The 24754-nt window shown below is 41.4% G+C and carries 18 protein-coding genes and 2 pseudogenes; 9 read left to right on the top strand and 11 right to left on the bottom strand.

Annotation, left to right across the window (positions count from 1 at the left end):
- Positions 1-90 precede the first annotated feature (90 nt).
- Positions 91-2265, bottom strand: coding sequence for a serine/threonine-protein kinase (locus tag V7K79_RS09060; protein WP_335046767.1), 2175 nt, complete (start codon positions 2263-2265; stop codon positions 91-93).
- A 113-nt stretch (positions 2266-2378) separates the two neighbouring features.
- Complete coding sequence (locus tag V7K79_RS09065) at positions 2379-4079, bottom strand: serine/threonine-protein kinase (RefSeq protein WP_335046768.1); 1701 nt, start codon at positions 4077-4079, stop codon at positions 2379-2381.
- Between the two features lie 142 nt (positions 4080-4221).
- On the opposite strand from V7K79_RS09065, the gene V7K79_RS09070 reads away from it, so the two are divergent.
- From V7K79_RS09070 to V7K79_RS09080, 3 genes are all read left to right on the top strand, one after another.
- Positions 4222-5736, top strand: coding sequence for a phenylacetate--CoA ligase family protein (locus tag V7K79_RS09070; protein ID WP_335046771.1), 1515 nt, complete (start codon positions 4222-4224; stop codon positions 5734-5736).
- A 219-nt stretch (positions 5737-5955) separates the two neighbouring features.
- Positions 5956-9456, top strand: a complete 3501-nt coding sequence (locus V7K79_RS09075; RefSeq protein ID WP_335046773.1) for a beta strand repeat-containing protein — start codon at positions 5956-5958, stop codon at positions 9454-9456.
- A 107-nt stretch (positions 9457-9563) separates the two neighbouring features.
- Entirely contained in the window at positions 9564-9722 is a 159-nt protein-coding gene (locus V7K79_RS09080) for a hypothetical protein (protein ID WP_335046775.1), read from the top strand.
- 453 nt (positions 9723-10175) lie between these two features.
- Here V7K79_RS09080 and V7K79_RS09085 read toward each other — a convergent pair whose 3' ends face one another.
- The 3 genes from V7K79_RS09085 to V7K79_RS09095 form a co-directional block, all read right to left on the bottom strand.
- Complete coding sequence (locus tag V7K79_RS09085; protein ID WP_335046777.1) at positions 10176-11504, bottom strand: ATP-grasp domain-containing protein; 1329 nt, start codon at positions 11502-11504, stop codon at positions 10176-10178.
- Between the two features lie 350 nt (positions 11505-11854).
- The gene (locus V7K79_RS09090) at positions 11855-13234 is read right to left on the bottom strand and encodes an ATP-grasp enzyme (RefSeq protein WP_335046778.1); all 1380 of its coding nucleotides are present in this window, start codon (positions 13232-13234) and stop codon (positions 11855-11857) included.
- A 336-nt stretch (positions 13235-13570) separates the two neighbouring features.
- Positions 13571-14596: a D-alanine--D-alanine ligase family protein gene (locus V7K79_RS09095; protein WP_335046779.1), complete on the bottom strand. Its 1026-nt coding sequence runs from the start codon at positions 14594-14596 to the stop codon at positions 13571-13573.
- Between the two features lie 379 nt (positions 14597-14975).
- Here V7K79_RS09095 and V7K79_RS29965 point away from each other — a divergent pair.
- The 4 genes and pseudogenes from V7K79_RS29965 to V7K79_RS09115 all read left to right on the top strand — a co-directional run.
- Positions 14976-15127 (top strand): annotated as a pseudogene (locus tag V7K79_RS29965) (ISKra4 family transposase); the annotation flags it as partial.
- A 49-nt stretch (positions 15128-15176) separates the two neighbouring features.
- Complete coding sequence (gene fni / locus V7K79_RS09105) at positions 15177-16247, top strand: type 2 isopentenyl-diphosphate Delta-isomerase (RefSeq protein ID WP_335046781.1); 1071 nt, start codon at positions 15177-15179, stop codon at positions 16245-16247.
- A gap of 69 nt (positions 16248-16316) precedes the next feature.
- Entirely contained in the window at positions 16317-18152 is a 1836-nt protein-coding gene (gene sppA / locus V7K79_RS09110; protein WP_335046784.1) for a signal peptide peptidase SppA, read from the top strand.
- 405 nt (positions 18153-18557) lie between these two features.
- Positions 18558-18797 carry a hypothetical protein gene (locus tag V7K79_RS09115; RefSeq protein WP_335046787.1) on the top strand — a complete coding sequence of 80 codons (240 nt, stop codon included), beginning with the start codon at positions 18558-18560 and terminating at the stop codon, positions 18795-18797.
- Between the two features lie 92 nt (positions 18798-18889).
- Here the strand turns inward: V7K79_RS09115 and V7K79_RS09120 are convergent, their stop codons facing one another.
- Positions 18890-19156, bottom strand: coding sequence for a hypothetical protein (locus tag V7K79_RS09120; protein WP_335046788.1), 267 nt, complete (start codon positions 19154-19156; stop codon positions 18890-18892).
- Positions 19157-19527: 371 nt separating this feature from the next.
- On the opposite strand from V7K79_RS09120, the gene V7K79_RS09125 reads away from it, so the two are divergent.
- On the top strand, positions 19528-21126 hold the full coding sequence (locus tag V7K79_RS09125; RefSeq protein ID WP_335046791.1) for an Hsp70 family protein: 1599 nt from the start codon (positions 19528-19530) through the stop codon (positions 21124-21126).
- On the opposite strand, the gene V7K79_RS09130 is transcribed toward V7K79_RS09125, so the two are convergent.
- The 5 genes and pseudogenes from V7K79_RS09130 to V7K79_RS09150 form a co-directional block, all read right to left on the bottom strand.
- Positions 21127-21357, bottom strand: a complete 231-nt coding sequence (locus V7K79_RS09130) for a PIN domain-containing protein (protein WP_335046794.1) — start codon at positions 21355-21357, stop codon at positions 21127-21129.
- Positions 21323-21427: pseudogene (locus V7K79_RS09135) on the bottom strand (Uma2 family endonuclease); the annotation flags it as partial. The pseudogene V7K79_RS09135 and the gene V7K79_RS09130, both read right to left, overlap by 35 nt.
- A gap of 122 nt (positions 21428-21549) precedes the next feature.
- Positions 21550-22059, bottom strand: a complete 510-nt coding sequence (locus V7K79_RS09140; protein WP_335046796.1) for a L,D-transpeptidase — start codon at positions 22057-22059, stop codon at positions 21550-21552.
- Between the two features lie 502 nt (positions 22060-22561).
- Positions 22562-23077 (bottom strand): L,D-transpeptidase, encoded by a 516-nt coding sequence (locus tag V7K79_RS09145; protein WP_335047047.1) that lies wholly within the window; start codon positions 23075-23077, stop codon positions 22562-22564.
- Between the two features lie 112 nt (positions 23078-23189).
- Positions 23190-23822: a bifunctional 4-hydroxy-2-oxoglutarate aldolase/2-dehydro-3-deoxy-phosphogluconate aldolase gene (locus V7K79_RS09150; RefSeq protein WP_335046798.1), complete on the bottom strand. Its 633-nt coding sequence runs from the start codon at positions 23820-23822 to the stop codon at positions 23190-23192.
- A 259-nt stretch (positions 23823-24081) separates the two neighbouring features.
- Here V7K79_RS09150 and V7K79_RS09155 point away from each other — a divergent pair, with 259 nt between their 5' ends.
- The gene (locus tag V7K79_RS09155) at positions 24082-24336 is read left to right on the top strand and encodes a hypothetical protein (RefSeq protein WP_335046799.1); all 255 of its coding nucleotides are present in this window, start codon (positions 24082-24084) and stop codon (positions 24334-24336) included.
- The last annotated feature ends 418 nt before the right edge of the window (positions 24337-24754 follow it).

The raw sequence follows: 24754 nt of genomic DNA on the forward strand, positions 1-24754 counted from the left end.
TTTTTGTGTCTAAGTTTTACCATCTGTTGATGTCCTATTTAAACAAGCAAAAGCCTTGATATACAAACTTTTGACTTCCGCCTTGCGGTACTAGGGCGTTGTCTCAGGAGTTGGTATTGGTGTAGGTTCAGGTGTGGAGGTTTCTGTAGGCGTAGGTATTGGCGTTGGCGTTGGCGTGGGAGCTGGTGTTGGCGTGGATGTTACCGTGGGGGTTGCTGTTGGAAATGGGAGAGGAGTGGGATTTTCTGCTGTAACAGTGAGTTGATAATCTATTGGTTTGGTTGCTGTAGAAACTACGACAAATTCATAAAATCCATTTTCTGTTAGTTTAGTTGACAAACTACGCTTAGTAGAATCTTCTAAAAATCGAATTTTGCCAGAAGGTGAATAGACTGATAACAAAACTTGAGAATTTGCTTCTAACTTCAAGTCTAGAGATTGGTCTTTAGCAAGTCCAGCAATGAATACTTTACCGCCACCAGGTTGGAGAGTACCGTTGACTGTTTTGCCAGTAGCCCCCGGATCGAAGACAAGTTTCTCAAAAGCGCTACCGTCAAGGATTGCACTGAGTCGATCGCTAACAAATCCGTACCAAACTTGTCCAATGGGTTGACTTTGGAAACTTTTACCCTGTTGCTCAGGAAATACACGTAAAAAAGCCGCATCTCCTAAATCATACAAAGAACGACTACCAACGTTGACTTTCTTGACTTCCCCTTTCCAGCGATCGCGTTCAGCAGTTGTGTAAGTTCCCAGTTTTTGGCGTGCATTATTACTCAGTGGTGCAAGCTTTTCTAGCAATTCCGAAGCTGTTTTATCCCATTCTGCGCGTAAACTTTCATCTTCTGGGCCATTGCTGATAGTACGTCCCCGTAAACTGGGATTTCTGTCCCAAAAAACTTGATTCACCAAGTTCACGTAGAAGTTAGAGTCAATACCCAACTGTTGACGGCGATCGCTTAATCTTTCTTTGCGTTCTCTTTCTGCTGGCGAATATTGCGCTAAAGGATCGGTTGATTGTTCGCTAGTTGGAGTCGGGCTGGCTGTAGGGTTAGGTTGGACTTGTCCGACATCTCGCCTGTTATTCAATCCCCACCAAATTAATCCCACACTACCAACTACTAGCGCCGTCACCAAGAAGGTTTTTGTTGGTGTCCACCAGGAGGAAGAGGGGGAAGATGAGGGATATGAGGGATATGTAGCTTTAGCTTCCTGCGGGGTAGGAGTTGGGGAAGGTGGGGAGACGGCGACGGTGGCGGATGTGGGTTGTGGTGGAGTGGGATATTGAGTTGGCGGATAGTTAGCCGAGGGCGGGTTGAGGGCTTGGAGTACTTGACGGGCTGATTGATAGCGATCGCTTGGTCTAGGAGATAGCATTTTATCTAATACCTGTGCCAAATTTTCACTCAGATTAACTTCCCGTCGCCATTGCCAACTGAGAGTATAAGTATCAATTAATTCTTGAGGTTGTTTCCCTGTCAGTAAAACCAACATTGTTGCGGCCATTGCATACAAGTCGCTGTGGGGAGATACTAACCCTGTTTGCATTTGTTCTGGGGGCGCAAATCCGATTTTACCTAATAAAGTTGGTGCTGGCGGAGGTGCAACCATACCGGGTTGGTAATATTCGGAAGCCACGGTTGCTACTACTTGTTTGACACCGCCAAAATCAATTAAAACTGGCAGTTTGTCAACAGTGCGAAGCATTAAATTATCTGGAGAAATATCTCGATGAATTACCCCTAGAGAGTGAATATATTCCAATACTGGCAAAATTGAAAGCAGAAGAAAGCGTATTTCCGTCTCTGTAAAGCGCAAACCCTGTTGTATCCGGGCATTTAACAAAGAATTGTAAGTTTCCCCTTCTACATAATCTTGCACCAAAAACAGATATTCTTTGCCCCCTAAATTTAGCCGTAGCAGTTCCCGAAAGCGGGGAATTTGAGGATGTTGCAGTTTATAAAGAACACTCGCTTCTCTTTCAAAAAGTTCTTCAGCTTTTTGGACAACGTAAGCGGTTTGAACTTGCGGTGAAAATTCTTTTAAAACACAAAGTTCGCGGAAACGGTTGATATCCTCAGCTAAATAAGTACGTCCGAAGCCACCTTGGCCAATTTGACGCACGATCGCATAACGATCGCCTAAAGTCTGTCCCGGTTGTATACTATAACTCATGGGCGCATCCAACAAATTTTCACCACACTGAAGACAAAAGCGACTTTCTGGGGAATTTTTATGTCCTTTAGAACAATATATTTTAGTCATTTGTCATTTGTCATTTGTCATTTGTTACTATTCCCCAATTCCTAGTCTTCTGTCATTTGTCATTTGTTACTCTTCCCCAGTCCCTAGTCCCCAGTCCCCAGTCCCCAGTCTGCTTATTTGCCAGATTGTACTTTACTGACTCGATCGGCTGCGATCGCATACCAAATTTGACCAAAAGTCTGTTGATTGAGTTTCTTACGCTGCTGATTGGGAAACAAGCGATCGAATTTTTCATTTGTGTCTTTGGTCAACTGATCGATTGTATAGTCCCCAAACTGCCCCGTTCGTGCTTGTCGTCTCCATGTATCGTAATCTTTTTGAGTATAGTTACCCAATTTCTGACGAGCTGCTGTACTCAAGTTAGCCTGTTCTAATTTATCCAATAAATCGTCAGCGATACCAGACCATTCATCTCGTAAACCAGTGTCTTCAGGTTTAGATGTCAGGCTTCGTCCTTTTAATTCTGGTTTATTTGTATAAAATAAATCATCTACTGTGCGAATAAAAAATCCTTCAGTAATTTCTAACTCTTGACGACGATTGATAATTTTCTGGAGGTTGCTATTTTTTCCTTTGTCGCTACCTGGTTTACCACTGGGATTGGGAAACTGAGGAATTTGCGGTAATGAAATTGACGGGATAGTAATTGAAGTTACACTCTTAATCACTGCATTTACCACCGCCCAAGCACCTGCACCAGTTAAGACAATTAAAGCCGTTCCCCCTAAACTCATCATAAAAGGGCGAATCCATACAGGGAAAGATGCTGGTTTAGCAATCGCTTGCGTTTGCCTCTGGAATCTACTTACAACAGCACTGGCGCGTTGTCTTCCGGGAGCAACTACCATTGTTTTAATCTTGGTGGTAATATGATTACCTGAAGATTTAATCGCAGTTGGCGATGGTAAATCTCTGAGGATTTGCTCGGCTCGTTGGTAGCGATCGCTCGGTCGATAAGCCAGCATCTTTTTTAACACTGCTTCCAGTTGGGGACTAACTTGGATTTGCTTTCCCCAGCCCCAAATTCCCTGATAGCTGTCGTATAGTTTCTGCGGTTGTTCACCTGTGAGCAACACTAATGTTGTCACCGCCAAAGAATATAAATCACTACTAAAAAATGCTTTTCCCTGCCGTAGCTGTTCTTCTGGAGCGTAGCCTTTTTTACCCAGCAGAGTATTATTTTCAGCCAACTTGGTACGCCAAAAGCCTTGAGAAGCTGGCAATTGCTTAACGCCACCAAAATCAATTAGCACTGGCAAATTATCAGAACGCCGCCAGATTAAATTATCGGGAGAGATATCACGGTGAATTACATCTTGTGAGTGGATGTATGATAAAACAGGTAAAATTTGTTGCAAGAGGGTGATTACTTCCTCTTCACTAAAGGTTTTTCCTTGACTTTCACGCTGTTCTAATAACTGGTAGTAATTGTCACCATCCACATAATCTTGCACTAAAAAGAAAAAATCTTTAGTGCCTATCTTCACTTGTAACGAGGCGTGAAAACGGGGGATCTGTGGATGCTGGAGTTTTTTTAAGACACTCGCTTCTCTCTCAAATAACTCTTTAGCTTTTTGTAAATCTTGATTTTCTTGTACTTGGGGTGCAAATTCCTTCAGCACACAAATTTGATGGGATTTATTGATATCTTCCGCCAAATAGGTGCGTCCAAAGCCGCCTTGTCCTAGATGACGGATAATTTGATAGCGATTATCCACAACCTGTCCCACAGCAAGAGGTAATGGTTCACCACAATGGGTACAAAAGCGGTTACTATCATTATTCGTGTGTTGTTTACTGCAATAGACCTGCATGGTGCTGAAGGATAAATTAAGGTTTTATTGAATGATTACAACGCGCATATCCTCATTTTCGGATATTCTACAAATTACGAATTACGAATTACGAATTATTTTAACGGTATTGGTTCTACTTAAGGATAAATAAGCAAGCGTCATGAACGGCAAATTAAGACAGCAGGAAGTAATTAAAGCATTTGAAAATTTTTTGTCTACTCCTCTAGAAACCATACTGCAACGGCATCTCAAAAAACAAATTCCGTCAGCTTTAAGTTTATTTTACGATGTGGCGGAGAATGTACCAGCCTACAAGGCGTTCTTAGCAGAAAGGGAAATTAATCCCGCGACTATTCAAACCTTAGAGGAGTTTCAGAAATTACCAGCGATCGCTAAACAAAATTATATACTGCGTTATCCTCTAGCTGAGTTGTGCCGTAACGGCCAACTCCAAGAGTGCGACATGATAGCTGCTTCATCAGGTTCTAGTGGGAAACCGACATTTTGGCCTCGTTTTTTCACAGATGAACTCCAAATCGCCACACGCTTTGAACAAATTTTTCACGATAGTTTCTATACAGACACCAGACGTACCTTAGCAGTGATTTGTTTCGCTTTAGGCACTTGGGTAGGTGGGATGTTTACCACTAATTGCTGTCGTTATCTTGCTAGCAAAGGTTATCCCATCACTGTAATTACTCCTGGTAACAACAAAGAAGAAATCTTGCGAGTTGTGCAGGAACTAGGCTCAGGTTTTGAGCAAGTTGTGTTATTGGGATACCCGCCATTTTTGAAAGATGTGATTGATACTGGTATCGCTCGTGGTGTGGAGTGGCAGCAATATCAGATTAAATTAGTGATGGCGGGAGAAGTATTTAGTGAAGAATGGCGGAGTTTAGTTGGCGAAAGAGTTGGTTCGCGAAATCCTTGCTATGATTTTGCATCACTCTACGGGACTGCGGATGCCGGAGTTTTGGGTAATGAAACACCGTTAAGTATCTGTATTCGCCGTTTTTTGGCAGAAAATCCCGATGCAGCGAGAGCTTTGTTTGGGGAATCGCGTTTACCCACATTAGTACAATACGATCCCTTCACTCGCTTTTTTGAAGTTCAAGATGGCGGATTGCTGTTTTCAGGAGATAACGGTATTCCCTTAGTGCGTTATGACATCTTGGATACTGGGGGGATAATTAGTTATGATGCCATGCTGCAATTTTTAGCAGAATGGGGATTTAACCCGCTAGAAAATCTGCGTTCTGATATTCAAGAATCACCTAGAGGTATTCATCAGCTACCTTTTGTTTATGTCTTTGGGCGTTCTAACTTTACAGTTTCCTACTTTGGCGCAAATATCTATCCCGAAAATGTAACGGTGGGATTAGAACAACCAGTAATTCAAGAATGGGTAACAGGTAAATTCGTGTTGCAGGTAAAGGAAGATGCTGACAAAAACCGATTTTTATCTGTAGTTGTGGAATTAGCAGTAGGGGTAGAGGGTAGCGAAGCTCAAAGAGAAGCGATCGCATCTTCGATTCTTTCACAACTGTTACGCCTCAATAGCGAGTTTGCTAATTATGTTCCAGTAGAATATCAAACACCACAAGTTACATTAGCGCCAATGGGTGATTTTGAATATTTTCCCATTGGGGTGAAACATCGTTATACCCGTCAATAAAACAATAGTTTTTTGTTAGAGGTAATACGCGATAGTATTATACAGATTTCCTACTGCAAAATTAAATTTCAAACCACTTCACAAACTAACGTCAAAGGTAATGTAAATGTATGCCGAAAACGTCAAAGTTAAATGAGTTATTTGTGCAATAAAACAGCACTAACTACAAATTGAAAACTGAAATTAACTGAAAAAATCGATTTAGGTAGGTAAAAAGTTATGGCAAATATCAATGGCACTAACGGTAATGATACCCTCTATGGGACAACCAGTCGTGACTTGATTAATGGTTTAGCAGGTGACGATAAACTATATGGCAATAGAAGCTACGACATCCTTAACGGTGATGCTGGTAACGATTACTTGAATGTTTACTATTCATCAGGCAATACTACCCTCAACGGTGGCACTGGTGATGATACCTTGAATGCTGAATATTCATCAGGCAAGAACTTGCTCTTGGGAGGCGATGGCAATGATACTCTCTTGACCTCTGGCGTGACCTCTAACTCCGATATCATCTATGGTGATAACACCCTCAATGGGGGGAATGGAAACGACACTTTTTATACTAAAAATAGTCGCTTTTATACTACCTTTACGACTGGTGGCGGCGGCAAAGATAAGTTTGTTTTCGCTCTCGACAAGAACAGTGGTGATATCATTATCACTGATTTTGGTGGCATTGGTAAAGACTCAAACCCGTCAGTGGCGGTGATTGCTGAAGTGGATACCTTGCAATTTACAGAATCTGAGCAATTCACTGCCAGAAATTTGCAATTAACTCAAATTGGTAACGATTTAAAAATCACCTTTGAAGGGGAAAATTTGGCCAAAGTGGTCTTGCAGAACTTTGCCTTGGAAAACCTAGACAATTTAGCCCAGGTTGGTAATATCGTGTTTAATGGGCAAACTAGCATCAGTGACAGCTTTGATGTCTTTAATGCCAACTCCACTCAAAGCACTATCTTTAACAAGAACACAGTCACCTTCCTTAACGACCTCAACAACAATGTCAACGGCTTTGACAACTCAGACGATGTAATTAATGGTCAGGGAGGTGATGACATTATTGACGGTAGGAGTGGCAACGACTTGCTTAGGGGTGGGCTGGGCAATAATACTCTCATTGGTGGTGCGGGCAATGATACTCTCGACAGTGGCACGGAGAATAATACCCTCAACGGTGGCGATGGTGACGATTTCTTAAAAGTTAACGATCCACTATACCAAAATGGTTACGATTCTCGCGATCCAATAGTTGAGAACTTGCTCTTCGGAGGTGAAGGCAATGATACTCTCTTCGCCTATGAGACCTATAGTAATAATACTCTCAACGGTGGCAATGGAAATGACACATTTTATAGTAGTGGGTATTTCTATCAAACTATTGGTTTGGACAATCAAATTTTAACTGGTGGCGGTGGCAAGGATAAATTTGTTTTCAAGCGGGATTATTTTGATAGTGGTGTTATTACCATCACGGATTTTGATGGCATTGGTCAAGACTTAAATCCATCAGCGGCGGTGATTGCTGAAGCGGATACCTTGCAATTTACAGGAGATTATTCTGATGGATATTTTCCTGACCCATTAACTGCAAGAAATCTACAATTAACTCAAAATGGTAACAATACAGAAATCTCTTTTGAAAAGGCGCTTAATTTCAAAGTGGTGTTACAAAACTTTGCCCTGGAAAACCTAGACCATTTAGCCCAGGTTGGCAATATCCTGTTTAATGGGCAAACTAGCAATAGTGACAGCTTTGATGTCTTTAATGCCAACTCCACCCAAAGCAGCATCTTCAAAAAGAACACAGTCACCTTCCTTAACGACCTTAACAACAATGTCAACGGCTTTGACAACTCAGACGATGTAATTAATGGTCAGGGAGGTGATGACATTATTGACGGTAAGAGTGGCAACGACTTGCTGCGGGGTGGTCTGGGCGATGATACTCTCATCGGTGGTACTGGTGACGATATTCTATTGGATGATTCTAATGGCAATTATTTAACAGGCAATAATTTGCTCTCTGGGGACGATGGCAATGATTTTCTCTCTGCCTCTAGCTCAACTATTTACGCATACTTGTATGGTGACTATATCTCTGGCAATAACACTCTCAACGGTGGTGCTGGTAGTGATACCTTGCTTGCTGACTATTCAAGAGGCAATAATTTGCTTTCCGGGAACGATGGCAATGATTCTCTCTCTGCTTCTGGCTACTACCAGTTTGAACAAACATTCATTGAGGTTTATGGCAATAATACCCTCAACGGTGGCACTGGTAACGATACCTTGCGTGCTGACTACTCAACAGGCAATAATTTGCTCTCTGGGGACGATGGCAATGATTTTCTCTCTGCCTCTGTAGCTATCGCTAGCGACCTCTCCCCAGAATATGCTGCTTTCGTCGCGGCCTCTGGCAATAACACCCTCGACGGTGGCGCTGGGAACGATTATTTAAATATTGACTATTCAAAAGGCGATAATCTACTCTCTGGGGGCGATGGCAATGATTCTCTCTTTGCGTCTGGCTACAAGGATGACTATGAGGGCAATAATGCTTCTGGCAATAACACCCTCAACGGTGGCGCTGGTAACGATTACTTAAATATTGACTATTCCAGAGGCAAGAACCTACTCTTTGGGAACGATGGCAATGATTTTCTCTCTGCCTCTAGCATAATTATTAACGGAGCCTTGTATGATGGCTATGAGTCTGGCAATAACACTCTCAACGGTGGTGCTGGTAGTGATACCTTGCTTGCTGACTATTCAACAGGCAATAATTTGCTCTCTGGGAACGATGGCAATGATTCTCTCTCTGCTTCTGGCTACTATCAAGCTGAAGCAGGATCCGTTAAGGTTTATGGCAATAATACCCTCAACGGTGGCACTGGTAACGATACCTTGCGTGCTGACTATTCAACAGGCAATAATTTGCTCTCTGGGGACGATGGCAATGATTTTCTCTCTGCCTCGGTAGCTAGCGACGTCTCCTCAGAATACTCTTCTTATAACGCTGCCTCTGGCAATAACACCCTCGATGGTGGCGTTGGGAACGATTATTTAAATATTGACTATTCAAAAGGCGATAATTTACTCTCTGGAGGCGATGGCAATGATTCTCTCTTTGCGTCTGGCTACAGGGATGACTATGAGGGCAATGATGCTTCTGGCAATAACACCCTCAACGGTGGCGCTGGTAACGATTACTTAAATATTGACTATTCCAGAGGCAAGAACCTACTTTTTGGGAATGATGGCAATGATTTCCTCTCTGCGGTATCCGCCTCAGAGAAGAACACGCTTGATGGTGGTAATGGTAATGATACCATCAAGGGTGGCAATGGTAATGATATCATAAAGGGTGGTAACGGTAGTGATAGCCTCTATGGAGGGGATGGTATAGATACCTTTATTTTCAATAATTACAATGAAGGTGTTGATACTATTTATGACTTCAACGCCACTAATGAACTGATTCAATTATCGGACAATGGTTTTGATCATCAATTAAAACCTTCACTTTTAGATAGTCAATTCACCATTGGAATATCTGCAACAACAAGCAATCAGCGATTGATCTACGACTTTGACACAGGTGCACTGTATTTTGATCTTGATGGAAGTGCGAGTACCTTTACTCAGGTAAAATTTGCACAATTATCTGCTGGATTATCACTAACCAAAAACAATTTTGTGGTTGTTTAATCGTGATTAACGCTTTGCCATTATTCTAAATATGGGTTGCGAGGTGCTATTCTAAGCACTTCGCAAACGATAGTACTCAATACAAGTCATTTTGTTGAGTAATTCAGATGTTACGCCATTGTTTTATTGTCCAAGCAATTGAGCCATTTGAAGACAAACTGCCGCGATCGTGTCTGCTAACTTTTGTCTACCATACTTTCACTAATCTCAGGCGATCGCTTTTAATAGGCGATCGCAATTATCATGAGATTTATAGCAAGGACTAGGGATTGGATGAAAAATCACCTGTTGATGTCCTAACCACTTTGGCTATTGCTATACTTTTAGTCTACGTCCTAATCAACTAGACGGTTGCTATACTATCGCCGTAGTCACATAGGTTAGGACATTTTAAAAGAGTGAAAGCTAGGAATAGTAATAGTTTTATCTCCTGCCTTCTGCCTCCTGCCTCCTGCCTCCTGCCTCCTGCTATATGACCCGGTTAAAATCAACCGCAGACTCAAAAACAGCTTCTACACAGACAGCGTAACAAGCAACAAATAGGCATCATTCACGGTGGAATGATGCCCATGTTTGGCGTAGGCGTAGCCCGTCGTAGACATCGCTGCTGACTATATGCGGATATAAATTCTAATACAAAACCTGCTGCTGAGAAACCACTACTGGCAATTGCTAGTTTTTCATTTTACCAATATTACGCTTGAGAATGCGGATTGGTATCACTCTATAAGCTCGCCCATATTAAAGTCTATTCTTATCCAACCTTTGAGTTTTCGTAAATTATCAAGAATGAGTATGGGAATCTGCCAGTGATGTACTATCAAAAAGGGTAAAGGATCGCTCACTTCAAAAACTGCTTCTTTCCCTCGCCTGATGTTTCTTACCCAAGTTTGCAGTTGCTTAAACGATCTAATTTCATTCAGCCGCCAAACTTCGTGGTACAGCCAGTAGGTTGGCTTACTATCAGCAAGAGGCTGCAAAGATTCAGCTAGAGGCTCATTACCAAGATAGGCATCCGCTACTCCTGGATGATTGTAAAACATCGTAATGGCGGAGTGAGTCCGAGGATTACACTCAATTGCGTAAACAGTTCCGTCTTCTGCCTGGATGAAGTCAAAGGAAAGTTGCCCAGTTTTTCCCAGTTCTTTGGTAAAATGACTCGCCCATTGCATAATTTCTTCCTGCTCAACGTTTTCGTAGTTGACTTGAAAGGCGGATGACTCACAGCAGCAGTACATTCTTGATTCTCCATCTCGCGCCGTAGTATGAGTGCAGTATTCCTTTCCAGGAATAAATTCCTGCATAATCCAGGGATTCTCCTCACTGATAGGCAGACTATTGACAAATGCTGCTGTTTGTAATTCTGTATCGCAAGGTAGCTTGGTGAGATTCAAGCGACGTATTTGATCGTAGGGGATACTTTTAAGAATGTATTTGCGCTTCTCCTGAGAAAAATCGAAGTTGAGGACTTGTTTAGGATCGGTAATTTTGAAGGATTTAGGGACAGATAAACCGAACGATCGCGCTGTTTCGGCAAAGGCAAATTTGTCATCCAGGCTCTTGGTGACATCAGCATCGAAGTGGAAGAACTCACAAAACTCTGGTAATGGTGGCTTGCCTCGATCGTAGTGGATGACGGAAAAAATCGCTACCGGAATAAAAAAGTCGATCTTTTCTTTTTTGGCGATCGCGTGTAAACTTTCAACGTAGCCTTCTAAATCTTTGCTGGGATCGGGAACGGTATAAAAGCCTGCAACAGAGTTGGAATATTTATTACCACTTGACCAGAATTTCTCAATGTCAATTATAATAACCCGATGCCCTGCTGCATGAAATGAACGCGCTAGTTGAAGGGTTTTAGTCATTCTAGCGCCAGCAATCAAGATATTTTTAGAATTGGGGTTAACAACAGTTGACTTACTGAATGGTTGCTTAAGAAAGCTCCACAGTAGCGATGTTAAGACGACGATGCAGTTTAAGGGAAATGCGATCGCTAGTAATACAAGAGTGCCCAAGTTTTGGAACACTACAAAAATATGCTTTCTCATAATTATAATTGTGACATAATAGCGTAATTACTGGCTGGTAGATAGGAAAAGGTTAAGGAGACAGGCAGATACAATTGTGCCCTTGCTTGCAAACTTTCCTACACTTGCATATTTGCTCCTCAAGCCGTCTAAAATTTGCGCCGAACACTTGCTCAAACTCTGGAATAATCTTTGACGATGCGATTGTAACAAGCGATCGCCTCTCTATTTTTGGCTTGCTCCTTTGAGCGCAAGTCTACTTGCACTTGAAGCAATGTGTCGTCTACCCAGAAGAATTTATAATAGACAACATATTGTCGTTTTCATTAATTCTCTAAAGTTCGCGCTCAAGCAAATAATTTTGGTTCTTATTACTTAGGGGTTGTAGAAGTAGAGGTTTTATATTTTACGTCTTCTCCAAACTGTATGAGTTTCCCGATACAAAAATCAATCCTCACCCAAGTTCTTAAGGAGCGCAAACTATCGAGTAACAGTAAAGGAATGTGCCAGTGATGTACCATTAAGAACGGTAGTGGATCGTTAATTTCAAATATTGCATCTTTTCCTCGCCAAATATTTTTAAACCACTTTTGCAACTGCTTTAACGATCTAATTTCATTAAGTCTCCAAAGTTCGTGATAAATCCAATAAGTAGGCTTACTATCACTCAGGGGTTGCAGAGGTTCAGCCGGAGGCTCTGGACTGAGATAGGCATCCGCTAAACCGGGATGGTTGTAATACATTGTAATTGCAGAGTGAGCGCGAGCATTGCACTCGATTGCATAAATTGTCCCATCTTCTGCCTGAATGAAGTCAAAAGAAATTTGTCCAGTCAGTTGTAATTCTTTGACAAAATGACTCACCCACTCCTGAATTTCTGGGCAATCAACGTTTTCGTAATTGACTTGAAAAGCAGATGATTTGCAGCAGCAGTGTACCGTTAATTCTCCATTTCTGACTGTACTGTGAGTACAGTATTCTGTTCCGGGAATAAACTCTTGCAATATCCAAGGGTTATCTTGACTTATTGGCTTACTTTTAAGATGAAGCGCCATTTTTTCGGGAGACTCCATTGGTAGCTTAGTCAGATCCAAGCGTAAAACAGAGTCATAAACAATACTTTTGAGAATATATTTGCGCTTTTCGTTGGCAAAGTCGAATTTCAGAACTTGTTCGGAATCTGTTATTAGGAAAGTTTTCGCGACAGATAGCGAGAGTGAGGCTGCTTTTTCTGCAAAGGTAAACTTGTTATCCAGCATCTTCATTGTCTCAGCATCGAAGTGGAAATTCTCGCAATAGCCTGATAACACTGGTTTGCGCTCAGAGTCAAAGTAGCTGGCTGCAAAAATGCCTACTGGAACAAAAATGTCTATATTTTCTTTTTTGGCGATCGCTCGCACGGCTTGAGTATAATCTTCTAAGTCTTCTTGCGAGTCAGGAACTGTGTAAAAGCCAGCCACAGAGTTGGAAAATCGATAACCACTGAACCAATATTGGTGGAGATCAAATAAAATAACTCGATGCCCAGCAGCGTGAAACGATCGCACTAGCTGAAGGGTTTTGGTCATTCTACCACCACCGATTAAGATATTTTTCGGATTCTCGTTCAAAACTACTTGCTTGGCATCCGATCGGCTGAAAAAATTCCACAGCAACGATGCAAGTACGAGGGTGCAGTTAAAGGGAAATGCGATCGCCAGTAATGCAAGAGTGCCCAAGTTTTGGAATATTGCAAAAATCTGCTCTCTCATAGTTGTAATTGTGACATGATAGTGGAACCTTTAGCTGATGGCGAATCAGAGGTTAAAAGAACAAGGTGAGGCGCGATCGCAAAACGTCGAATACTCAACTAGCTTCCAAGATAATTCTTGAAATAGCAAGCATCTTTATCAATCAAATACTCAATGACCAGTACCGAATCAGTAGATAAATTTAAATCTTTACTAGATAAGCTATTGAATCAAAGAAAGTTAGTGATTAAGTGGCATCGCTGGATAAAATAAAGGAAATAAGCAATATGTTGTAGCTTCAAAGCTTATTAGCTTCTTCTAAGTTAGAAGAAAGCTAAAAAGGTGATTTCCCCGACATCAGTTCATGCTCAACGCTTGATTGATCATCGTCATAAATAACTCATCTAAAGGAATTCCCATTTTGTTTGCCGTACAGGAAATCACCGCATTGCGGTCAAAAATACAAAACAACCCGGCTTCTAAAAACCAAGGTTGTCCCTGCGGGTCGATTCGGAAGTCAAATAAACTATAATGGCGACAGCCCAAAGCCAAATGACACTTCTTAACTTCTTGCTGAACTTTTTGGGTGATCGGGTCATTAATATCTACAATCCAACCTGGGACATAATTTTTAGCAGTTGAAGCCAAGTCACCCTCAATGGGTATTTTGAATTTGTCAGTATAGCTGCGGATTGGTCTGTTTTGAGAGTCTATCTGATACTCTTCAAGGGGTAAACCGATTAACTCTCCATCTTTAACAATAGCGCCGCATCTAACTTCTCGACCGGGTTCAATGAATGTTTCTACAATCACCTCCGAAGCAAATTCAAATGCTTTCTTCAAGGCAGCGTCATACTCGCTCTTTTCTTTGACTAATGACACCCCTAAAGAATTATCGGCATTTGCAGGTTTGATGACTACTGGAGGTGTAATTGTCGGAACGTCTCCTTGGCGCAGCAGTTCTCCAAAAGGCACTTTCACTCCTGCTGCTGCAACAATTGCTTTAGTTTTGGCTTTGTCAGCCGTTAATGCCATGACATCCGCAGTATTACCTATGTAAGGAATCTTAAGCAGGTCGAATAGTGCCCGGTACTCAGTCATTCCAGGAAGACAAAACATTTGTGGCAACATAACGTCAATGTTCTGCGCCGTTATAAACTCTATGGCCTCTAACAGAGAAATCGGTTTGGCGACAGCAATATCTTCAAGACTGAGGGAGGAAGGAAATCGCCATTGACCATCAGGTGTGATGTATGCAATCAGAAAGTCATACGATGGATTTGCTGTGGCTATTATACAGCTTTGGGCGTAATTGCGTGACAATTCACAATAAAAATCATTGTATGCAGACCCAGCTAAATGAAGGATACGAATTACTGGCATGATTCATCTTCTAGTTACTGTTATATTTTATATAACAACTGCAATTGTAAAAAATAACTTGAGGTGAGAAGATTTTGAAAACTGGATCGGAAACTATAAAAACAAGAGTCATAGGTAAATTGCATCGCCATTTTACTATATAAATATACTTTTAAACTGAATAATCTTTAGTTGTTACTGGAGTTTAGACTAGTTAGGAGTGAGAAACTGCTAAAAAAATCAGATATAAAAGCTTATTAATAATCAATAGTTGGTACATGCAACTATTAATTATTAATGAACTTCAGTGAGTATGGAATTTAGTCAAAGAATTTGCGTCGGCGTTGCTTGCGCGTCTTGTAGAGAAGCCCGTCTGTAGACATCACCTTTCCATTGGAGGGAATCTTTAGACTGGTTTCAACAATAAAGAAAATCTTTTGTATTGTTGGTAGTTCCATAAAACGGCTCAAAAAAGCCGAAACCCTATTGTGGCAAGGGCAAGCGGAGGCAGCCCAAGCTTTGTTTACTGATTTTTTGGTAAGCAATTGCAGACAATGTAACAATAGCGATCGCAAGCCAATCCTTTTAGCCATACCCACCAGTGAATCCCCCTACCAATATCTCTGCACAAACTCAGAATCGCAAAGCCGATCATATTCGGATCTGTTTAGAAGAAGATGTTCAGTCTCATCAAATCACCAATGGACTGGAACGTTATCGCTTTATCCATTCTTGCTTACCCGAACTCAACCACGACGAGATTGATATCAGTACAGCGTTTCTAGGAAAACACCTTGACGCACCCTTGTTAATTTCTTCCATGACTGGCGGAACAGAACAAGCCGCAATCATTAACCAACGTTTGGCCGAAGTCGCACAACACTACAAAATTGCAATGGGTGTCGGTTCCCAAAGGGTAGCGGTGGAAAAACCCCAGGTGGCTGATACTTTTGCTGTCCGCAAGTATGCACCCGATATTCTGCTATTTGCAAACTTGGGGGCTGTGCAACTTAACTATAAGTACGGCTTAGATGAATGTCTGCGGGTAGTTGATATTTTAGAAGCTGATGCCTTGATTTTACATATTAACCCTTTACAAGAGTGCATTCAACCCAAAGGTGATACAAATTTTCGGGGTTTACTTGACAAGATTTCTACATTATGTAAAAAATTGCCAGTACCAGTGATTGCAAAGGAAGTTGGTAATGGCATTTCAGCAGCGATCGCCAACAAACTCATTGCCGCCGGGGTAGCAGCAATTGATGTGGCGGGTGCAGGGGGTACTTCTTGGGCAAAAGTAGAAAGCGAACGGGCAGAAAATCCCTTGCAGCGTCGCTTAGGAATGACATTTGCCGATTGGGGCTTACCGACAGCAGAGTGCATTACAACTATTAGAGCGATGTCTACGACGGGCTACGCCTACGCCAAAGATGTGCCTTTAATTGCTTCAGGAGGTTTGCGTCATGGATTGGATGTCGCCGCCGCGATCGCCTTAGGAGCAGATATAGCTGGTTTAGCAATGCCTTTTTTACAAGCAGCAGCAACATCAGAGACAGCAGTTGCGGAACTCGCTGAGGTATTAATTGCCGAAATCACCACAGTCTTATTTTGTACTGGCAATGCTACTTTGTATCAGTTAAAGCACTCTGGTAGTTTACAGCGCATAGAATAAATTAAGTAGGTCATCAGTCATTTGTCCTTTGTCAATGCCCCATACCCAATTCCCAACTTCCAATAACTAATGCGTAATTTTATCAAACAAACTTTTGCTAGTTTAGTTGGCACTTTACTAGGACTAATTATTTTCGCTGGTCTAGGAACTACTGGACTATTCTTGCTAATATTGGCTGCTAGCTCCTCTAAAGATACTGGGCCTTATGTGAAAGATAAGTCAGTGTTGGTTTTTGACTTGTCAATGAAAATTACTGATAGCGAACCTAGTTCAGGCGAACTGTTTCAAAACACAATATCAGGTGTGGATGAAGATCGGATGGCACTCCGCAAAGTTGTGGAAACTTTGGAAAAGGCGCGGCGAGATCCGCGAATTGTCGGCATCTATTTGGATGCAACAAGCACAAGCCAAGTTGGTAACGTCGGCTATGCCTCTTTAAAAGAAATTCGGAAAGCGCTGGAGGAGTTTCGCGCTGCGGGGAAAAAGATTGTTGCTTATGGTAGTGATTGGAGTAAAAAGGAATATTACCTTAGTTCAGTGGCAGATTCCATTGTACTTAACCCTCTGGGAATGATGGAAATCAACGGTTTGAGTTCACAACCAATGTTTTTAGCAGGAGCATTGCAGAAATATGGTGTTGGTGTTCAAGTCGTGCGAGTCGGGAAATTTAAAGGAGCCGTTGAACCGTTTATTCTCACAAAATTGAGTCCAGAAAACCGCGAACAAACTCAGAAATTGTTAGATGATGTTTGGGGAGAGTGGCGCACTGCTGTAGGCGCAACTCGGAAAATTGAACCCGATAAATTGCAAGCGATCGCAGATAATCAATCCTTACTAGAAGCCACACAAGCCAAAACTAGCGGTTTAGTTGATCGAGTAGAATACCCCGATGAAGTTGTCGCTGATTTAAAAAAGTTGACAAATAGTGATAAAGAAGACAAAACATTCCGACAAATTAGCCTGAATAGCTACGCACAAGTTTCTGGTAAATCTCTGGGTGTAGAACGTAACTCCAAAAATCAAATAGCCGTTGTTTATGCTGAAGGCGAGATTGTCGAAGGTAAAGGAGAAGATGGGCAAGTAGGAGGCGATCGCTTTGCCAAAATCTTTAACAAGCTGCGACAAGATAAAGATGTGAAGGCTGTGGTATTACGAATTAATAGTCCTGGTGGTAGCGCTACCGCAGCCGAAGTCATGCAGCGAGAAGTGAAATTAACTCGTCAGGTAAAACCAGTTGTAGTGTCAATGGGTGATGTCGCCGCCTCTGGTGGTTATTGGATTGCTAGTGACTCTAATCGCATTTTTGCAGAACCAAATACCATTACAGGTTCTATAGGGGTGTTTGGAATGCTATTCAATGGGGAAAAGCTGGCCAATAATAATGGTATTACTTGGGATTCAGTGAAAACTGCACGCTATGCTGATAGTCAAACAGTTTCGCGTCCGAAATCGCCTCAAGAGTTGGAAATTTATCAGCGCAGTGTTAACCGTATTTATAATATGTTTCTCAATAAAGTTTCTCAAGGTCGCAAACTCCCAGAACAAAAAGTAGCAGAAATTGCCCAAGGAAGGGTTTGGTCGGGTGAGGCGGCTAAAGAAATTGGTTTGGTGGATGAAATTGGTGGTTTGAATACTGCGATCGCATACACTGCCAAACAGGCAAAACTAGGAGAAGACTGGGAAGTGCAAGAATATCCTCGCACTAGCAGTTTCAGAGAACGCTTTTTTGGGCGTGCAACAGAAGAGGTGCGGACTGCTTTCGGGATTGAAGGGACGCAACTCAAATCAGCTAATCCCCTCACCACCGAATTCCAAAAATTGCAACAGGAAGTTGAGATTCTACAAAAGATGAACGATCCACAGGGGGTTTATGCCCGTTTGCCTTTCAACTTGAAGATTGAGTAGATGTTTTTTGAGCATCAGTGGGCAACAACTCACCGAATACTACATCAAACTAGTTTTGAGGATTTGTAGTCAGGATTTTAGTCCTTGTTTTCTCAAAACTAAAGTCCTTGCTACGAAATTGTGTACCGATCAATTTAAAGACAATATTACTAGGACGAAGCGCATGAGTTTACCTCACCAGCCATAAACCAGCTGACATTTGCTGTCTTGATGTGTAAAGTAGTTTAAAGTCAACTACAATTTCCAACCTTTGACAGAATTTTAGATTTGGAATTTTGCTGAAGCAGCCTGGTTAAACAGTGGCTCAAGTATGGAAAAATCTAAAATTTTTTATCCAGACCAAGTGTATTTACATACGAACCCACTTTAAAGTCTAAAATACGAAATTGAGTAAAACATCCATCTATGGCTAGAAAAACACAACGTCTTTTACTGCTAATTGTTTCTTGTAGTATCACTGGTGTAATTTTAGGAGGTACTGCTGGTTGGGCAGAAAGTAGTCTCTGCTTGGATGACAGTAAAGTTACAAGCGAGTGCTTAACCCAAGATCCATTCCAAAAAACTATCCAAGGAATGAGTACTGGATTGTTAGCTGGGGCTGGGGCTGCTTTTGGTGCAGTCTGGCAGTTACGAAATGAAGATTGAGCATGAACTACCACTAACCCGAAACTTCGGGTTAGATTAGGTTTCTGTACTAATTAGCCAGTGCCTACACTTTGAGGATCAATCATCTTGATTTATATGGCTTTGGAAGAATACCGATTTATTAATGCACGAGCAAATTTCTGGTGTTGTTCAGCTAGATATTGAGGAGAAATGAACTGAGCATTGCCCATGAAGCGGTACACCCAGCGACAAAACTCCTCCAGCGATCGCTTAAGCAATTTAACAACATAATCTACGTAAGTAGGTTTGCCATCTTTCCCCTTCGGGCATAGTTCAATTTTTTGCTTGAGATGTCGCTTCTCGCCCTCTTGGGGAACTCCAAATATAAAAATACTCAACTACTTTTTGTGGGGTGGGCGTCTCGCCCGCCCCACAAGATTGGATAATTTATTTGTTGGAAGTCTCTTGGATAAATTCTATAACTTCAGGAAAAAATTGAACTTGAATAGATGACAGCAAGGCATTGTTTGATTACTGGCATGACCGAGTTCGCTGAAAAACAATGAGTTAATTGCAACTCCTGAACACGTCAAAATCCAGGATCATTGTCTAACTGTGCTAACACTTTACTGCAACAGACTGAATCGATATTTGGGTTGGGATGCAAAGAAGCAAACGTCTGGACGCATTTGCATTGTTGATGCCTTATAGAGAATAATCACAGATAAAGCAGCTTTAGTGTCTTCGTGCGAGAGAATAAATATAAAATATGGCGATCGCAATCGATTTTGGTACTAGCAACACAGTCATTGCTCGTTGGAACCCTGTTACCCAGCAGCCAGAAACCCTAACTTTACCAGGTTTATCAATTAAACAAAGTCTCAATCCGCCACTGATTCCTAGTTTGGTTTATGTTGAAGACGCAAGTCAAAATAAAGTCTTAGTCGGGCAACAAGTACGCGATCGCGGTTTTGACCTGAAAGGCGAAACGCGATTTTTCCGCAGTTTCAAACGCGGTATTGGTGCAGATATTCAAGGTTTTTTACCCGAACTAGATGGGCAAATTGTCACCTTTGAACAAGTAGGGCAATGGTTCCTTACTCAAGTAATTGCAGAACTAGCGCCTCTAGAAGGTGGGTTAGATTCTTTGGTGTTAACCGTACCTGTAGACAGTTTTGAAGCTTATCGTCACTGGTTGGGAACAGTTTGTCAAGCCCTTCCCATCGAACAGGTACGAATGCTGGATGAACCCACAGCCGCCGCCTTGGGTTATGGCTTGGCAGATCAAGAAATTCTCTTGGTGATTGACTTTGGTGGCGGTACTTTGGATTTGTCACTTGTTCGATTGGATCAAAGTGTGCAAGCAACCACCAAGCCCCTGGGATTTCTCCTCAAATGGGGTAATAAGTCTTTGGCTGAAGATTCAAAACAAAAAGTTAAAACTGCCCGTGTCCTGGCGAAAGCTGGGCAAAATTTAGGTGGTACTGATATTGATAATTGGTTAGTAGATTACTTTGCCAAAACTCAAGAGTTGGCGGTAAGTCCTTTGACAACAAGATTGGCAGAACGAATAAAAATTCAGCTATCAGCTCAAAATCAAGCTAGTGAAGTTTATTTTGATGATCAGACATTTGAAAGTTATGAACTGGAACTAAACCGCGATACTTTTGAAAATATCCTCAAAGAACACGCCTTTTTTGAGTTATTGGATGAGTCGATGACAACACTATTGCAGCAAGCAAGAAGGCAAGGGATAGAACTTCCAGATATTAGTGCAGTTTTGTTAGTTGGTGGGACAGTGCAATTACCAGCAGTGCAGACATGGATCAAACAGTATTTTGAGCCAGAAAAAATCCGTTGCGAACGTCCTTTTGAAGCGATCGCTCAAGGTGCATTACAGCTAGCACAAGGGATACAAATCAAAGACTTTCTCTACCATAGTTATGGTATTCGCTACTGGGATCGCCGCAACCAGCGTCACAAATGGCATTCTTTAATTAAAGCTGGACAGGCATATCCAATGACTCAGCCAGTGGAATTAGTTTTAGGCGCTTCTGTAGAAAATCAGCCTAGTATTGAACTAATTATGGGAGAATTGGGAGCAGATACAGGTAGTACTGAAGTTTATTTTGATGGCGATCGCTTAATTACTCGCCGTATGGACAATAGTGAAACCAGCGTCAAACCCCTTAATGATCGAGAAGGCGCGAAGACAATTGCCCAACTCACACCAGCCGGATATCCTGGAAGCGATCGGATCAAAATTCTCTTTCAAGTTGATGAACAAGGCTTTTTACGAATCACCGTTGAAGACTTGTTAACGAATGACACACTTTTGGAGAATCAACTTGTGGCACAGTTGAGTTAATTAACTAAAAGGATTTAAAAGTGGGATACCGCAGCCATCAAAATTGTGGATGTTGCGTGTTACTAAGGTCAATTGATGAATTTGAGCAGTAGCAGCAATCATCATATCTGCTTGAGTGTGTGTTTTCCCACTTAATCTTAGTTGACCTCGCAATTCACCAGAGCGTTTGGCAATTTCAATGGTGATGGGCAATACCTGGCTTTTGAATAATTTCTCCGTTAATATATTCACTTGCAGGCTTTGTTTCTGGGAGCTTCAGAAACTCTTCCAATGTGAGAGGTTGAGTAATTATCATGCTCATAGCTCCTAAATCCCTCAAAAATGTGTTTTTAGTCTAGCAAGTATAGACAGGTGCTTAACTTTGCGATCGCACCTGTCCATATATCAAAGGAAAAATTGCAGATATTGATTACAAATTACTGATTATCTCCGCACTACTACTAAAGTTCCTGTTGAAGCCCAGTTGTAAAGATTGCGAGCTTGTTTAACAGGTAAATTTACGCAACCATGACTGACTGGAGTCCCAAAACGGTTATGCCAATAAGCCCCGTGGATGGCATACCCTCTATAGAAATACATTGTGTAAGGAACGTCAGGAATATTGTAGCCTCTGCCTCGCATCCGGTGAATACGATACTTAGAATTAATCCGAAATCTACCTATGGGTGTAGGAGTCGATCGCTTACCTCCAGAAATGAGGTATGAATAAACAAGTTTATGACCTTCCCATGCACGTAAACGTTGTTCAGACAAATCAATTTCAATCCAGCGAAGTTGGTTAATACTATTAGTGCTGTTTTGATCGACTAAGGTGGCTGTTGCTGTAGTCGAGTTGGGTATAACTGTAAGCGGTGATGACCAAGAGAATAAAGTCACTACCATTAGCGCCATACCTGTACAAAAAGTTCTTGAAGAACGAATCCCAGTTTGCATTATGCCTCATCTTCTAAACTACGCAAAATCATCAAGTGAAGTAATTTTCTGGAAAACTACAAAATTCCAAATCGACTACTTACTTTCTGTGAAGGATTTACGCAATTCATCCGCTAATGCTTCTCGACACAAGTCCTAAGTTAATCCGCATCCAATTTACACATTTGTTATTTGTGCATAATTAAATGATGAGTTCTAACTAGTGACTAATGAGCAATGACTAATTACAAAGGACAATCTTGACAAAAATCTGTCATTTAAATGCTTAAATACTAACTTTCCCCAAGTTCATATTTGCATTTGTAATTTCGTAAAGGAGTTGTCAGGATTTTCGCTGATTTTTTGGGCAACTTGTTAAATACCCTTTTCTAGATTTTATTTCAAATTCAGTAATTCCGACTCCGAAGATTCCCAGCATAAAATATTGCTGGGAATTACTTAATTGTCTTGATTTATTGTTATTTATGATTTTACCTAAATTGCCTTTTGGCTGCTTCACCTATTATTTCTGAATGACTATTGGTGTCCCTACTGATGCCCACTCAAATAGCCATTTTGCATGTTTAGGTGCAATATTCACACAGCCGTGACTTACTGGAGTACCAAATCTTTTATGCCAGAAAGCTCCGTGAATAGCGTAATTACCTTGGTAAAACATCGCATAAGGAACGTTGGGAACATTGTAGTTTTCTCCCTGCATTCGCGTAGTTTTAAACTTGGATTGAATTTTAAAAGTACCAACAAGAGTAGGAGTGGCTTTTTTGCCAGAGGAAATAGCACTTCCATAAACTACTTTGTCACCTTGCCAAGCTATTAATCGTTGCTTTGTAAGGTTAATTTGAATCCAGCGCTGATTTGATTGTTGTAATGTCTGGATTTTTTGGGCAATTACTTGATTTTTAGAATTCGCCCAAACTTCACTGGTTCCAGTAGTAGTAAAAACACTTAAGGATAGTACTGTACCAGTGAGGATTATTTGTAAGCGACGCACCCAGTCAGGAGAAATTTGTCTTTTCATTTTAGATACACTTACACTCAAATTATCGGGTTTAGAGAAACCCATCGGTTTTCACCCTTATTTCCCTATCTATTACTTCAATAGACGTGAATTTTGATGATTTGATTCTAAGTTAACTCAACTGTTGCATTAGATTTTTTGCCTGATTTGCGATCGCTAACCAATTTCCCTCTGTAACAAGCTTTTTAGGAAATAATTCCCCGCTCAAACCAACAGCGATCGCTCCAGCTTGCAAAAATTCTTTAGCATTTTCGAGAGTCACGCCGCCAGTAGGAATTAAAGGTATCTCACCCAATGGCCCTTGCAAACTTTTGATATAATTAGCCCCTCCCACTGCCTGCACCGGAAACACTTTTACACAACTAGCACCCTGACTCCAAGCGGTAACAATTTCTGTAGGAGTCAGCGCTCCTGGTATGATAGGCACATTTTTTTCTTGTGCTGCTTGAATCATTGCCGAATCAACGTGGGGTGTGAAGAGGAATTGCGCCCCAGATGCGATCGCATCTTCTAACTGCTGCATATTAAATAGCGTACCAGTGCCAATGATACAAGTTGGTAATTCCGAACGTAGTTGACTGATTAATTCCCCGGCGCGATCGCTATTCCAGGTAATCTCAATCAGCTGCATTCCCCCAGATGCTACAGCCATTGCCATTTGCTGCCCTATTTCGATTTTAGGGGCGCGGATAACTGCGATCGCTCGGTGTTTTTGCAACTGTGATAACCAAATTTCATTAGGCATTTTGACTAGAGATTGGGGACTGGGAGTAGGGATTGGGACTAGAGATTCAATCTAGTAAATACCTAATTTTTAATACTAATGCCCAATGCCCCTCAAGAGTTCTGAGTGGGGAATCTCGCTTTTTTACCCGATTCCCAATCCCCTTAAAACTTGCTTATTGCATCAGGCTATGAGATATTATACAAACAACAAATACTCTATCGATTTACCGTATTTTAAAATATATACCCCAGTATTTGGGTTTAAAGGAGTAATTCAAATGACAATTGCACGACAAAACACAGTAGCATCCTTACCAATCACCATTCACGATTCTAAAAGCGCTGATATAACTAACTTATGGAAGCTTGTGCAATTAGGTGCAAATAGCTTTTGGTGGCGCACTAAGCCATATACAACGATTATCGGCGTTATGCTGCTAACCTTAGTAAGTCTGATTTTTCTAAGTATGCATTGGTATTACCGCAGACTGTTCTCATTTCTCAGCCATCAAGTCATTGGTAGCAATCATTGAGATGGACATGAAGTTGCAAAGGAATAGGTGATCGTCTCAATCGCCCGATTTTGTTTCCTTTACATTACTTTAGAAACAGTCTATAAAAACTCAGCTTAATTCTTCTAGTAGAGGAGAGAGCTAATTAAAAATGCATATACTGCAATTACCAAGCAATAGTTTGCATAAGCCCCTAGTAAAAGACCTACTAGGAGCTTTTTTTTAATTGACTATCTACTTCAAATGGCTAATATGGCAGCGATCAGACAGTTTAGAATATTGGCAAATTCTCAGAAAACGGCTGTTACGCCTACCCATAGCTAACTTGTCTTAACTAGGATGGTAGCCGCGATATAGTAGCAATTAAACTATTCCTAATGGATATTTATAATTAATTCTGATGGTAGATTAGGTCTGAAATGAAGATCGTTAATATAAA

It is taken from the genome of Nostoc sp. (assembly GCF_036917575.1).
Lineage (GTDB): Bacteria > Cyanobacteriota > Cyanobacteriia > Cyanobacteriales > Nostocaceae > Nostoc.

What these genes read in the sequence shown, in the direction of transcription:
- V7K79_RS09070 (WP_335046771.1), top strand. Translation starts at nt 4,222, where the DNA reads ATGAACGGCAAATTAAGACAGCAGGAAGTAATTAAAGCATTTGAAAAT.
- V7K79_RS09145 (WP_335047047.1), bottom strand. Translation starts at nt 23,077, where the DNA reads ATGAAAAGACAAATTTCTCCTGACTGGGTGCGTCGCTTACAAATAATC.
- V7K79_RS09095 (WP_335046779.1), bottom strand. Translation starts at nt 14,596, where the DNA reads ATGCCAGTAATTCGTATCCTTCATTTAGCTGGGTCTGCATACAATGAT.
- V7K79_RS09150 (WP_335046798.1), bottom strand. Translation starts at nt 23,822, where the DNA reads ATGCCTAATGAAATTTGGTTATCACAGTTGCAAAAACACCGAGCGATC.
- sppA (WP_335046784.1), top strand. Translation starts at nt 16,317, where the DNA reads ATGCGTAATTTTATCAAACAAACTTTTGCTAGTTTAGTTGGCACTTTA.
- V7K79_RS09090 (WP_335046778.1), bottom strand. Translation starts at nt 13,234, where the DNA reads ATGAGAGAGCAGATTTTTGCAATATTCCAAAACTTGGGCACTCTTGCA.
- V7K79_RS09085 (WP_335046777.1), bottom strand. Translation starts at nt 11,504, where the DNA reads ATGAGAAAGCATATTTTTGTAGTGTTCCAAAACTTGGGCACTCTTGTA.
- V7K79_RS09140 (WP_335046796.1), bottom strand. Translation starts at nt 22,059, where the DNA reads ATGCAAACTGGGATTCGTTCTTCAAGAACTTTTTGTACAGGTATGGCG.
- V7K79_RS09080 (WP_335046775.1), top strand. Translation starts at nt 9,564, where the DNA reads ATGTTACGCCATTGTTTTATTGTCCAAGCAATTGAGCCATTTGAAGAC.
- V7K79_RS09125 (WP_335046791.1), top strand. Translation starts at nt 19,528, where the DNA reads ATGGCGATCGCAATCGATTTTGGTACTAGCAACACAGTCATTGCTCGT.
- V7K79_RS09155 (WP_335046799.1), top strand. Translation starts at nt 24,082, where the DNA reads ATGACAATTGCACGACAAAACACAGTAGCATCCTTACCAATCACCATT.
- V7K79_RS09115 (WP_335046787.1), top strand. Translation starts at nt 18,558, where the DNA reads ATGGCTAGAAAAACACAACGTCTTTTACTGCTAATTGTTTCTTGTAGT.
- V7K79_RS09065 (WP_335046768.1), bottom strand. Translation starts at nt 4,079, where the DNA reads ATGCAGGTCTATTGCAGTAAACAACACACGAATAATGATAGTAACCGC.
- V7K79_RS09075 (WP_335046773.1), top strand. Translation starts at nt 5,956, where the DNA reads ATGGCAAATATCAATGGCACTAACGGTAATGATACCCTCTATGGGACA.
- V7K79_RS09060 (WP_335046767.1), bottom strand. Translation starts at nt 2,265, where the DNA reads ATGACTAAAATATATTGTTCTAAAGGACATAAAAATTCCCCAGAAAGT.